Consider the following 13,593-nt stretch of genomic DNA (forward strand, 5'->3'; position numbering starts at 1 on the left):
ATTTCAATTTTTTGATTGGGCCAAGGATGTTGTCAAAACCTAAAGAACTTAGCATAACAGATTAATATTTATAGCAGGTTTATTGATAATAGCGATTGGTATTGAGTAAAGATAAATTGTTTATAGCTATAACTCTTCAAGAACTATTTACAGGCTTTAGATAACGATAACTTGCTACAAACAAGGTAGTAACGCTACAAAGGTTACATAACATAGCGCATTTATTACCAAAGTGAACGTTATTCACGTTTAAATATTGCTAATCTATGGTTTTAGGCAATAAGCACTTAAGTAGTAAACATTAGTGTCAATAATATAATGCTTTAACGTTTATTTGAGGAGAATAATTATGTTTCGCTGGGCTATTATTTTTGCAGTCATCGCACTGTTAGCAAGTTTATTAGGGTTTGGCGGAGTCGCTGGGCTGTCGTCTAGTTTGGCATACATCTTCCTAGCCGTTGCCGTGATCCTATTTATTGTGGCTCTTGTCAGCCGCAAGATGTAATAGAAGCAACACCATGTTGATAGTCATTCAGTAATATAAAAAACGTCCTCAATTGAGGACGTTTTTTGTGTCTATAAGGTTAGTAAGCTAATAAATAACTACAAACGTTTGGGCTGGATAATGTATTCCATGCGCTTTGCTAAACGAATGTCATGGCTGGTAATGCCTCCAGTATCTTCGGTGGTCAGGCGCACGTTTACCACGTTATAAGTATTGCTCCATTCAGGATGATGCTCAAGCGCTTCGGCATAAAACGCCGCTTGATTCATAAAGCTAATAGCTTCAATAAAGTCGCTAAAATGGTATGTTTTAACGATGGCATTACCATCGCGTTGCCAGCCAGAGAGATCTTCTAGCTGCAAATCAACTTGTTTGTCAGATAAACTACTCATGGGATTATCCTTTATTATTATGTTAAGTTTATTTGTTGAAAGGTATGATGTGAAATTCGCTGATAAAGACCCCTAGCTGATGAAGACCCCTAGTGGGCACTTTACACCAAGAATAAAAGCATTTCTAGGAGATAACTATTGAAAAAAAGTAATGAAAAAAGCTCTTTTAGTTTATAACCAACACGAGATAAAACCCCCGCCTAGGCCTGATATCTTGTCATATATTCGATTATAAATATATGACAAGATATCAGGCGGCTAGAAGGGTAGTGATGCTTAAATAACTATAGTTAATATAAAGTAAAACAGATAGGCTGATATTGACATCCGGTTAGTACAAATTTGCTCGTTTGCTATGCGGTTGTGCCACTCCAGAGGCTGCAAAAATTTCTCCCAGCATCCTATCTCCGCTTTAAAAAGAACCGACTGTAAGAACTATCAAAAATAGGTCAGTGAACGAATATAGACTGTGACCAATACTCTCTCTATAAAAGACTATTTATAACGCTCGATTATATTAAATCTTGATAGTCGGGATGCTTATTAATATACGAGGATACAAAAGAGCATTGTGGAACAATTTTTTTGTTATGCTCGCGTGCATAATCTAGAGCATGCTTTACCAATGCTGAACCAACACCGCGTCCGCCTAATACTTGCGGCACGATTGTATGATCATAAACTAAAGTATCGCCGCGCTCCTGATAGCTAATATAGCCGGTTTTATCATCAATAGACGTTTCAAAGCGCTTGGCATCTTGGTTATGAGTAATATCTAAATTTTTCTCAGAATCTTGTTTGTTCATTAGGACCCTCCATTAGTGGCTATTATTATTAATGTTATGATTGTTTTTGGTTTGTATTAAGTGATACGAGGCTTAAGTAAATACGTCAACTAAACCACGACTTAAACGATAAATCATTTGCTCTATTATTAGCAGTTTTTATCTAAGTTTCCAGTCACTTACGGTAAGAGTAGATAGACCGTATGTTAATAACCTTAATGAACATTTAATAAGCAATTAATAGCTATTTAATAACTACTAGTCTGCTTTATTTGCATCACGCTTTATCTGAATACACCTTAATCTAAACGAGCTTTTATTTAAGTGAGCTTCTATTTAAAAGGGTTTTATTCAAAGACTTTACCGTGCGTAAAACAAAGCTTGGCGAACTACTTGAGGGAGAAATCTACTGAGACCGCCTCTAGCTTGAGCATCTGGTTTAACTTTTTTAGAATCCAGCATTGAGCTGCTATCGCTGTTGCTAACAGTATTCGACACGGATAGTTTATAAGCGCGCCATTCTTGGGCATTTGGCTTACTAAAGTGGTGAATACGTCCCACCATTTGTTTAAATTGGCTACTGAATCGTCCCGTGTTATAGGTTAAATTATACTTGCGACATAGGGCCTGTACCTGCGGCGCAATGCGAGCATAGTGGCTGGCGGGCATATCAGGGAAAATATGATGCTCAATCTGATGGGATAAGTTGCCCGTTAAAATGTGAAACAACGGACTGCCCTGAATGTTGCTGGAACCAAGAATCTGACGTACATACCAATCGCCTTTACTCTCATTAGCATCAAGATGAGTGTAAATATGCGCTTGCTCCGTAAAATGTCCGCAAAATATCACCGCCCACGTCCACAGATTGCGAACAATATTAGCAGTGACATTACCGCTTAACGTGGTCATGGCACTACCACGACCTAATGTTACCCCTGCTATAGTAGGTAAGAAAATGGCGTCTTTGCCCACTTGTCGTGTAATTTTGGCAAATAACGCGCGGGATTTTTGTTGCATTGTCTTATGCAGATTGGGAGTGTCCGCATATTCATCAACACTGATTTGGATATCATGGAAGGCGACTGCCCATTCAAAGCCTAATGCTAAGATTGCAGTTTTAAATAAGTTATAGCGATCGCTTGGCGTCCAAGGCTGCTCATCAGTAACCCGAATCAAGTGATAACCGACGTCATGGTCGCGGCCGATGATATTGGTAAAAGTATGGTGCAAATAATTGTGCGAATGCTGCCATAGGGGCGCAGGACAAACGATATCCCAATCAAATTTTTGGCTATTAAGATGCGGGTGCTGCATCCAATCATATTGCCCGTGCATGACGTGATGACCAAGCTCCATATTGTTTAATATTTTACTAAAGCTGAGCAGGGACGTCCCCAGTAGCCAAGCACTCATCTGACGACGACGTGATGACAGTCGTCCAGCAGTAGCCAGTAGACCACGTGCGACTAGCTCGCTATATACCACCGTCGCATAAACACGTTGAATATAACGCGCATCCTTGGCCCCTAGTGAGTCCATCACGCTTTGATAGAGCGCGTTTAGCTCATCAGCAAGTGCTTCGGTCTGGACTTTTGGTAATGGCGCACCCGTCAAAGTGGGATATCGAGTAGGCTGGGATTGCGTGTCCATAGGCTGATCATCAGCATCGGTATTGGCGGCCGTCGTATGAGCAGCTTGCACTACTGATAACAAGCGATCTTGAGCTGCCATCTGTCCATCGGTTAACGCAGTCAGAATAGATACAGCAGATTGTGCAGTGGATATAGGCGGTAATAAGCGCATTAATAATCCTTAACCGAATCGGCTCAAATAAATAACAAGCATTAAGTTCGGTTTAATAGTTCGTCTAAGTTTTAGCGAAAAGTATAAGTTAAATCTAGTTTCTTTTTTCATGTTATAAGCTGTTATAAAATTTTATAGGCAGGTGTCTTTTGTGTCAAATATTACTAAATATCCAGCACCACGTCAGTCACAGGCACATTGATGCAAGTTTGGATAGATTCGTAGCCGTCACTGCTTAGCTTACCAGTTTGAATATTTTTGACCACGCCGCTGACCTTATTGCAACGGCACAATTGGCAGATGCCTTGTCGGCAGCCATAATTTAGGCGAATGCCAGCGTCTTCCGCACTCAACAGTAATGTGGTGTCACTGGTGAACCGGCGTTGCCGCCCGCGTAAATAAACAGTCTTTTCTTCTATACTACCTGTAGTGTTCTGCTCTGTTTTATCATTATTAAAACTAGGTAAGGCATAGCCAAAGTTCTCTATAATAATATTGTCGCGCAGAGAGCTTCCCTGTGGCAAGGTTATTTCTGCTGTCGCGCGGTACAATCCTGCTAATAACTCTTGCGAACCACAAGCAAATATTTGTGTATCAGCTAAAGGTAAGCCCAAAGCCAATAAGCTCTCCGTACTCAAATGACGGCTGTCCGCCAAATAAGTGCTGCGGTCTTCAGTATTGATAAGATGATAGGTAAACATTGGATATTTAGCGGCTAAACGCTGCCAATTTCCCTGAAGAGGACTTTTTATTAATGCCGTGCGATTATAGTATAACAAAGTCACCTGATGACCATATTGCAGAGCTTGGGTAATCAGACCTAACATTGGAGTAATACCACTACCACCAGCAATAAATAATAGCGGTGATAGCTTATTAACATTTAATTCTTCTGCAGCAAATAGTTCGTTAATAGTTGACTCGTTAATAGATGACTTTTTAGTAGTAGAAGAGCTAACTTGTTTCTTCAAAACTGTCTGCTCTAAAGTAAAGTCACCAATCGGCACACTACTGTCAAATATAGCGCCAAGAGCGGCGTGCTGTGTCAAGTAATCAGAAACCAATCCTTGTGGCTTGATGGCGATAGTGACAGTATGGCGTTGCGATTTTTTATTTTTACTGGTTTTGTCGCTAGTGACATCATCGTGCCACCATAGCGGTTGCTGTGGCAAGCCGACTAACGAATAACTGCGCTGATGATAAATGCCATCAATGACAACGTTTAAATTGAGATATTGTCCACCTTGCCAGCCGCCTTTCAACCCAAACGCCTGCTTTCTAAAAGCACGATTGGTCTCAAACTGTAGCGCTATCAAATCATCACTAAGCGCGCGGCGTGCTATTAGTCGCAGCTTAGGCACAGTTAATGACCAAAAAGGATGCAGCCGCGACCCCATAAAACCAATAAAAGCATGTTGAACAATTTCAGGCTGATAGCCGCTGGGCATAATCACGTTACCTTTTAGGTGTTACTTACTCTGTAGTACTTAATAATTATTTATAAAATTTTTAAACTGAATGCTGCACTGTACAATAAGAGCAGTCATTTATTAAGATATACTAATATAATAGCGTCTATTGATTGAATTTGCGAAATATTTGATGCTATTTTTTGTGGACTTTATAAAACAGGAATGAATCAGAAGTATAAGTAAGCAAGTTGAATAATAATTTAATGAAAATTTTTGTAGAAAAGGGTCATGGCTTTGGAGTAAAAGACGCAAAACAAGCTGTAAAACAGCCTGTCAGCTTGCAGGGTATGCGCTACAATGCGATAATGACCTATAATTTGTAACCCTGATTTTGAGGTACGGCACGCTTAGCATCATCGCTGAGTCGCATTTGCTGGCCTCTTCTATGCAGTCTATCGGAGTGTTAATGGCTCAATATATTTACACGATGAACAACGTGTCAAAACTTGTTCCGCCTAAACGCGAGATCTTAAAAAATATCAATCTGTCCTTTTTCCCTGGTGCCAAAATCGGGGTATTGGGTATCAATGGTTCAGGTAAATCAACCTTGCTACGCATTATGGCCGGCGTTGATACCGAATTCAGTGGTGAGGCACGTGCCCAAACAGGCACTAAAATTGGTTATTTACCACAAGAGCCGCAGTTAGATGACAGCAAAGACGTGCGCGGTAATGTCGAAGATGGTATGCGTGAAGCCTTAGATGCGCTATCGCGTCTGGATGCTATTTACGGCGAATACGCCGACCCTGATGCAGACTTTGATAAGCTGGCTGAAGAACAAGGTAAGATGGAAGATATCATCCAAACGTGGGATGCACATACCTTAGATACCCAGTTAGAAAAAGCGGCCGACGCCTTACGTCTGCCACCATGGGATGCTGACGTGAGTAGACTATCCGGTGGTGAAAAACGCCGTGTGGCCTTATGCCGTCTGCTATTATCACGCCCTGATATGCTATTACTTGACGAACCGACCAACCATTTGGACGCTGAATCTGTCGCATGGCTAGAGCAGTTCTTGCAAAATTATAGCGGTACTATCGTGGCTATTACCCATGACCGTTATTTCTTGGATAATGTGGCGCAGTGGATTTTGGAGCTTGACCGTGGTCATGGCTATCCGTATGAAGGCAATTATACTGAATGGCTAGAGCAAAAGAATACCCGTCTAGAGCAACAAAATAAGCAAGAAGAATCGTTTGCGAAAGCCCTGAAAAAAGAGCTTGAGTGGATACGTAAAAACAAAAAAGGTCAACAGGCTAAATCTAAATCTCGTGTACAACGTTTTGAAGAGCTAAACTCGCAAGAGTTCCAAAAACGTAACGAGACCTCTGAGATTTATATTCCACCTGGTCCACGTCTAGGTAATAAAGTCATTGAAATTAATGATATTGCCAAATCATTTGGCGACCGTTTGTTGTACGAAAACCTAAGCTTTAACGTGCCAGCGGGTGCTATCGTCGGTATCATCGGTCCAAATGGCGCGGGCAAAACCACGCTATTTAATATGATTACCGAGCGTGACACTCCAGATGCTGGTTCAGTTGATTTGGGTGAGAGTGTCAGTGTCGCTTATGTTGGTCAGGTTCGTGATAACTTAAACGATGACAAAACCGTTTGGGAAGAAATTTCTGATGGCCTTGATATCATTACGGTTGGCGAATATACCACGCCGAGCCGTGCCTATATCGGCCGCTTCAATTTCAAAGGCTCAGACCAACAAAAACGTGTCGGTCAACTGTCCGGTGGTGAGCGTAACCGCTTACAACTGGCGAAGACTTTGAAGCAAGGCGCCAACGTGCTGTTACTTGATGAACCATCGAACGATTTAGACATTGAAACCTTACGTGCGCTGGAAGATGCTATTCAAGTATTCCCCGGCACGGTAATGGTAGTCTCGCATGATCGCTGGTTCCTTGACCGTATTGCGACTCATATCTTAGCATTTGAAGAAGAAGGTCCAGTCTGGTTTGACGGTAACTACTCTGAGTTTGAAACTTATCGCAAAAAACAATTGGGCGCTGATTCCGGTCCTAAACGTATGAAGTATAAGAAAATTACCAACTAAGTTTAAACTACAAATCATTTATAAATATGCGAAAAAAGACCTCTAATTAATTAGAGGTCTTTGTTATTGGGCTGCTATTTTATCAAGTTGGCGTTAATTTTTTATTGAATGGGCATTAAGCTGTTTTCAATTTACATTAACGCTTACGCCCAAATTTACGCTGTTTTTTATTGCTAATTTCAGTAATCGCATGGGCAATTTCTTCTTCATCAAGGCTCGCGACTTGCTGCAGAATTTGCATCATATCAGGGCTCAGCACATATTTGGCATGATGAGCGATATCATCTATACGTTGATCAAAAGTTAATATGCCAGTCTCTTCCTCTTTTCGTAGATAGTCGAGGCGGATAAGCGCGTTAACAAAGCTGAGGAATAACGAGCGATCAAAGAAATCCGGAATGTCATCAGCATAAAGGACGGATAAACGCTGGCCTAGTAGATGGCAGAGATCAACTACCTCGTCTGCGGTTAAGTTACCTGACCCTTGCTGAGCCAGTAGGGCAAGGGTCATAAAGTAACGTTCAAGGCTTTGCTCAACGGGGGTGCCGAGCACCTCTAACTGCTGGTAGCAGTTGCTATTGGCTTCAGGGACGCTGAGCATGCCGTCACTTAATTCGACAATAAGACCATGAGTCAACATATTATCAATCTTTTGATTGAGGGTATCGGTCAAACCATGGGCGGGATAATATAAAAATAATTCGCTTTGTAAGAAGGGATATAGTTGCTCCACAATACCATCTAAGCGACTGCGCTCGATACGACCATTACGGGCTACTAAGGCCGCTAGGAACGACTGTAGAATAAATACATGCAAGATATTATTACGGAAATAGCTGAGTAATGCCGCTTGCTTGTCCGCCACTTGAATAATATCACCTAAGATATGCGGCGTACGTTCAATAAGCTTGAGCTTAATACCATAATCAATGATTTGCTGCGGGCTCATATCAGTGATGATCGTATCATCGGAATAAGGCTGCTTGCGCGCGATACTTTGGTAAAGGGAAATTTGCTCCCGGCAAATTTCCTCATCTAATGCTGATTTTGGTGCTGATAGTAGTACTAAGGACAACAGCGATACTGGGTTAATTACCGCTGCTTTATTAATATGCTGCATAATCTTGACGCCAATATTATCGACCATGGCGCTGGTCTTGTCATCGAGTGGCGTATCTGTGCGATCAGCAGGCAAGCTGTCAGCAGGCACATCGAACTTTTCCATAAAATCGGTAAGATGTAAGGGTGTACCAAAACTTAGATGAACGTTACCAAAGATGCGCTCAATCTTACGCCCAACTTTTAGTAACCCCATTAAGGATTCTGACTCTTTTGGTTTGCCTTTTAACTCACCAACGTAAGTGCCGCCTTCCATGATGCGCTCGTAGCCGATATAAGTCGGAATGAATACTACCGGTTTATTGGTTTGGCGTAGCTGACTGTGAATCGTCATCGCTAACATGCCCATCTTCGGTGGTAGCAGTCTTCCTGTGCGCGAGCGCCCGCCTTCAATAAAGTACTCAATAGGGGTGTTTCGGGTGATGAGGGTGTGCATATATTCGCGTAATACCGCGGTATACAGCGGATTATCGCGAAAGCTGCGACGAATATAAAAGGCGACCGCACCGCGAAGCATGGGACCTAAGATTGGCACATCTAAGTTATCACCAGCGGCAACATAAGGAATACTCAATCCGCGCTTATAGATCACATAAGACAGTAGGAGATAGTCGACATGGCTACGATGACAGGGCACATAAATAATTTCATGATCAGCCGCAAGCTCACGCACACGCTCAAAATGATGCACTTCCACACCGTCATAGAGCCGCGTCCATAACCAAGTCAAAAACCGATCAAAGACCCGTATAATGGGGTGGGAATAATTGTTGACCATCTCATTGGCATACCCTTTAGCAAGACCTCGTGCCTCACGGGCGCTGATATTCGTTACTTTGGCTTCGCTTTCTATCGCATACTTGATGGCAGGTGAATAAATCAGCTTATCTACCAAGTTACGCCGATCTGATAAATCAGGACCGAGCATACTGGCGCGCTGTTTATCAAGGTAAATGTTGAGCTGCTGCTGTAACGTGCGCACCAGCTCGCGATTGGCGTTAGCAGAGGGAACTAAGGCCTTAGTAATTTTCTGTGTGACGCGGTCTTGACTTAAATTACCTTGTAAATCAACTGAAACGGCGCTGCTATCCACACTATCAAGGTTTTCAATATTATCAAGGCTACTATCTTTGCTATTAACACTATGAAGAGCTACTGGCTCATCTGTACTGTCATGCAGGCTTTGATAAATAATCTTGCGCAAATCTTGCGCGGGATGGAATTGTACAAAGGTATCGCGTCCCATCACTCCAATATTAAATAACTGCTTGGTAATGCTTGGATCTTCCCAGTTATCGGCCGCTAGTAGCTTAAATAAGGAGTCCTCTTTGTCAGGGGCGCGTCCCCAAAGGATAGAGACGGGTACCAACCTTATCTGCAAGTCTGGATACTGTAAAGTGGCAGCGACTAAACGCGAGAGACGCGGCGACAGCTGGTCATCTTTAGCCTTTGGATGATGTAAAAATATAATAGCCGCATTCTCACGAATTTGATGGGCAGTATCTTTTACCCCGACCAAAGCAGGCGGTAGCTTATGCTCTTGAGTTTGCAGATCAATCAAAATACTGTTAGAGCGCGAATAATCTTGTAGCACATAAAAGGTTAGCGTTTGGTCATCAGCATCAAACTCTGGCAGCTCGCCTAAAAGTTTGGGCTTGACGGCCATGTCGAGCGTCTGCCCCGATATCTTGCGATAAAGCTGACTAATTGGTGCATTAGAATAGGATTTTGCAACTATTGGATTGGCGTCAGCGGCTGAAGTAGTACCAGTTTCTAAGGTAGTATTATTAACTACTGGCGCCTTAAAAATCCGTTTTTTTAGGAACTTTGGTATCATAATAAAAAGTCAAATTTGTCAAATATAATGGGCGTATGATGCCATAAAAGTACACAAAGCGATATATAGTGTCTGTATTTACCATTAATAATATAAGGCCATAATAAGGTTGTTTGAATCATCATCTAAATAACTAGATACTTAGAGCATCAGCTATTTAAACTAACAGCGTATCTGCGTAAGATGAGTAACGCTATACTTAAGCTTATCTTCCATCACCACTTATTGAAGTTAAACACTTATGACTCCTGCTATCAAACTTGCCAAACAGCGTGGCCTTGATTATCAGCTACACGAATATAGGCATGATAATAGTGCAACCTCTTATGGATTAGAAGCGGCTGAAAAACTAGGTGTTACTGCCGCACAAGTCTTTAAAACGTTAGTGGTAGCAACAGAAGCTGGCGCGTTAGCAGTCGCCATAGTGCCGGTCGATACCACTTTAAATTTTAAAAAAATGGCCAAAGCGCTGAGCTGCAAAAAGGTACAAATGGCGGATCCCAAAAAAGTCGCACGTAGTACAGGTTATGTACTCGGCGGCGTCAGTCCATTAGGGCAAAAGAAGCAATTACCTTCGGTGATAGACAGCTCTGCTCAAGATCAGCCAACTATATATGTCAGCGCGGGTCGCCGTGGTTTGGAGATTGAGCTACCACCACTGCAATTGGCTGAAATTATTGATGCCCGTTTTGAGGCGATAACTGATAGCTAATAGCGATTATAAAGTCTTAAACGTATTAAGCTTTCTAGATTCCACTAATCTATTGTTTAACATCTATAGTGCGTACTAAATAAAATAGATACGGAATATAAAATCGCATAGTTGGCAAAATTATCTCGCTTGCTGTGCAGCTTTGCCACTCCAAAGGCTTCGAAAATTTCTCCAGCTAGGCTATATCTGTTTTAAACTGGACCAACTATAAACAGGATGACTCACATGCCGCATTTAACTATTCAAGCCACTCCCAATGTCATCATTCCTCATGCTGAATCTTTACTGAAAGCGCTCAATAAAGCGCTTTGGGATAGTGGACACTTTGGTAAGCCCACTGATATTAAGGCTCGCATGCTCCCGATAACGACCTTTTTAGTAGGAGTAGAAGATGATGAGCAAGAGCATGGTTTTATTTACGCGCATTTTAAATTAATGGCAGGTCGTGATATTAATGTGCGCAATCAGCTGGCAGAGTTATTGGTTGCTACCATAGAGGATAAGCTAGGCGCAGCACAATCAGGTCGTACGGCGCTACAAATATGCGTCGAAGTAGAAGAGATTAGCGCTGTTTATCAAAAGAAAATGCTTGGTCGTTGAGAGTGAGGTTTTAAGCTTTGGGCTTCTGTTTTACGAATGACGAAAGTTTTTTGTTGAAAAGTTATCGATGTCAGGAATTAATTCTGTTTCGAATGAACAATAGAAAAAGCGCCCAGTATATAGGCGCTTTTTTTAATTATTGCTGATTACCGCTTAATTGAATTCTAGTCTAAGAAAGCAAAGCTTTCGATTGGCATCGCAGTCATGCTCTCGCTTGGGGCGACCATAGCTTCGGCGTGACCTGAGGTACGTGGCAGAAGTTTGTCAAAATAGAACTCTGCGGTTTGAATTTTGGCTTCGTAAAATTCTGGTGCTTCTGTACCGCCATTTTCTAGCTTGTCATAGGCCACTGCCGCCATGCGCGCCCAGTGATAGCCCATCATTACATAGCCTGAGTACATCAAGAAGTCATCTGAAGCTGCTGAGATAATTTCACGGTCTTTACGTGCCATTAGCATCAAGCGAACCGTTAAAGTATTCCATTCGGCACATAGCTTAGTTAACGCCCAAACAAATTTGCGCATGTCTTTATCAAGTGCGTATTCACCACACCATTTCATGATGCTCGAGGTATAGTCGCGGATGATTTTACCTTTTGACTGTAAGATGACTTTACGGCCTAATAAATCTAATGCTTGAATACCGGTCGTACCTTCATACATGGTAGCAATACGGGCATCACGAGCAATTAGTTCCATACCCCATTCTTTGATATAACCGTGGCCACCGTAGATTTGCTGACCGTGCTTGGCCGCTTCAATACCCAGTTCCGTTAAGAAGCCTTTGAGAATTGGGGTATAAAAACCAAGCTTGTCATCCCATTTTTCAAACTCTTCATCATCGTCATTAACGATGCCTTGTGCCATCTTATCCGCATAGCGTGCTGAATGATAAATCATTGAGCGACCCCCTTCGGCAAAGGCTTTTTGAGTCAATAGCATGCGACGTACGTCTGCATGGTTAATGATGGCATCAGCGACTTTTTCAGGATCTTTTGTACCTGATATCGCGCGCATAGAACGGCGATCTTTAGCATACGGTAGGGCGTTTTGAAATGACAATTCAGTATGCGCCAAGCCTTCAATACCGGTACCGATACGCGCGGTATTCATAAAAGTGAACATGGCTTTGAGACCTTTGTTCGGCTCACCAATGAGGTAACCGACCGCCTCATCAAAGTTCAATACACAAGTCGCTGATGAGTTAATGCCCATCTTGTGTTCAATAGAGCCACAAGTAACGCCATTACGTTCACCAATTTCGCCTTCAGCATTTGGCAAGAATTTTGGTACGATAAATAATGAAATACCGCGCGTGCCTTCTGGAGCACCCGGTAGGCGTGCTAGGACAATATGAACGATGTTTTCGGTTAAATCATGCTCACCGCTGGAGATAAAGATTTTGGTGCCGCCAAGTTTATAGCTGCCGTCTTCTTGTGGAATCGCTTTTGACTTGACCTGACCCAAATCCGTACCACATTGCGGCTCAGTCAAACACATGGTACCTGCCCAAGAGCCCTCTACTAGTTTATGCAGGTACGTCTCTTTTTGCTCATCCGTACCGTATTGCATTATAGTATTGATGCAGCCTGTTGATAGACCAGGGTACATTGCCCATGGCCAGTTGGCCGTACCGATCATCTCAGCTTTGATAAGGTTTAATGAGGTCGGTAAGTTCATGCCGCCGTATTCTTCAGGGTAGGAAATCCCTTGCCAACCGCCTTCTACAAACTGGTTATAAGCTTCTTTAAAGCCTTTAGGAGTGGTCACTACGCCATTATCAAAATGACAGCCTTCTGCATCTGCTGGCTGATAAAGTGGGGCAAGGACGTTTTCGGCAAAGTCAGCCATTCCTTGCAAAATCATATCAACCGTTTCAGGATCGGCATTGTGGCCATTGTCTAAATCTTTATAATGAGTTTGAAAGTCAAATACATCATTAATCAAAAACTTAATATCACGTAAGGGGGCTTTGTAAGTTAACATAGTCAGTCTCTTTGTCTCGTTCGTTGACGTTGATTTACTAATGGGCTTTTATTCAGAGTATCTATTCAAAATGTCTATTCAAAGTATCAGGTATTAAGCGTCAGTTTTATTAAGTATGGCTTACTAATTATTTTTTATTTTAAGAATTTCTTAACGAATCAGCTTGCCGCAGGAATATCCTCAGTATAAGTCTTCTATAGCGACAAATATATAATATATAACTAATATTCATAGTTAAATTAAAAAATCATAAAAATAATTTATTAATAAAAGTTGATATGTCACAAACAATCAACCGTAAGTCATCAATTA

10 protein-coding genes are annotated in these 13,593 nt (G+C 41.9%); 4 read left to right on the top strand and 6 right to left on the bottom strand.

The annotated features are described in order from the left end of the window. Nucleotides 1-349: 349 nt before the first annotated feature. The gene (locus U1P77_RS12200) at nt 350-505 is read left to right on the top strand and encodes a DUF1328 domain-containing protein (RefSeq protein WP_201554273.1); all 156 of its coding nucleotides are present in this window, start codon (nt 350-352) and stop codon (nt 503-505) included. A gap of 98 nt (nt 506-603) precedes the next feature. On the opposite strand, the gene U1P77_RS12205 is transcribed toward U1P77_RS12200, so the two are convergent. The 4 genes from U1P77_RS12205 to U1P77_RS12220 all read right to left on the bottom strand — a co-directional run bounded on the left by U1P77_RS12205 (nt 604) and on the right by U1P77_RS12220 (nt 4,936). Then, nucleotides 604-897 (bottom strand): 4a-hydroxytetrahydrobiopterin dehydratase, encoded by a 294-nt coding sequence (locus U1P77_RS12205; RefSeq protein WP_321155239.1) that lies wholly within the window; start codon nt 895-897, stop codon nt 604-606. Between the two features lie 512 nt (nt 898-1,409). Then, a complete protein-coding gene (locus U1P77_RS12210; RefSeq protein WP_321155240.1) occupies nt 1,410-1,703 on the bottom strand; it encodes a GNAT family N-acetyltransferase in 294 nt (97 codons plus the stop codon). Nucleotides 1,704-2,042: 339 nt separating this feature from the next. Further along, nucleotides 2,043-3,488: a fatty acid desaturase family protein gene (locus U1P77_RS12215; protein WP_321155241.1), complete on the bottom strand. Its 1,446-nt coding sequence runs from the start codon at nt 3,486-3,488 to the stop codon at nt 2,043-2,045. A 164-nt stretch (nt 3,489-3,652) separates the two neighbouring features. Next, nucleotides 3,653-4,936, bottom strand: coding sequence for a flavin reductase family protein (locus U1P77_RS12220; protein ID WP_321155242.1), 1,284 nt, complete (start codon nt 4,934-4,936; stop codon nt 3,653-3,655). A gap of 430 nt (nt 4,937-5,366) precedes the next feature. Between U1P77_RS12220 and ettA the strand changes: the two genes are divergently transcribed. Then, nucleotides 5,367-7,028: an energy-dependent translational throttle protein EttA gene (gene ettA / locus U1P77_RS12225; protein ID WP_321155243.1), complete on the top strand. Its 1,662-nt coding sequence runs from the start codon at nt 5,367-5,369 to the stop codon at nt 7,026-7,028. Nucleotides 7,029-7,164: 136 nt separating this feature from the next. On the opposite strand, the gene plsB is transcribed toward ettA, so the two are convergent. Further along, the gene (plsB, locus tag U1P77_RS12230; RefSeq protein WP_321155244.1) at nt 7,165-9,984 is read right to left on the bottom strand and encodes a glycerol-3-phosphate 1-O-acyltransferase PlsB; all 2,820 of its coding nucleotides are present in this window, start codon (nt 9,982-9,984) and stop codon (nt 7,165-7,167) included. Nucleotides 9,985-10,225: 241 nt separating this feature from the next. On the opposite strand from plsB, the gene ybaK reads away from it, so the two are divergent. Together ybaK and U1P77_RS12240 are read left to right on the top strand one after the other, a co-directional pair. Beyond that, nucleotides 10,226-10,696 (top strand): Cys-tRNA(Pro) deacylase, encoded by a 471-nt coding sequence (gene ybaK, locus U1P77_RS12235; RefSeq protein ID WP_321155245.1) that lies wholly within the window; start codon nt 10,226-10,228, stop codon nt 10,694-10,696. A 225-nt stretch (nt 10,697-10,921) separates the two neighbouring features. Next, on the top strand, nt 10,922-11,296 hold the full coding sequence (locus tag U1P77_RS12240) for a 5-carboxymethyl-2-hydroxymuconate Delta-isomerase (protein WP_321155246.1): 375 nt from the start codon (nt 10,922-10,924) through the stop codon (nt 11,294-11,296). A gap of 164 nt (nt 11,297-11,460) precedes the next feature. On the opposite strand, the gene U1P77_RS12245 is transcribed toward U1P77_RS12240, so the two are convergent. After that, nucleotides 11,461-13,281, bottom strand: a complete 1,821-nt coding sequence (locus U1P77_RS12245; RefSeq protein ID WP_321155247.1) for an acyl-CoA dehydrogenase C-terminal domain-containing protein — start codon at nt 13,279-13,281, stop codon at nt 11,461-11,463. Nucleotides 13,282-13,593 lie beyond the last annotated feature (312 nt).

Source organism: Psychrobacter sp. LV10R520-6, assembly GCF_900182925.1.
GTDB lineage: Bacteria > Pseudomonadota > Gammaproteobacteria > Pseudomonadales > Moraxellaceae > Psychrobacter.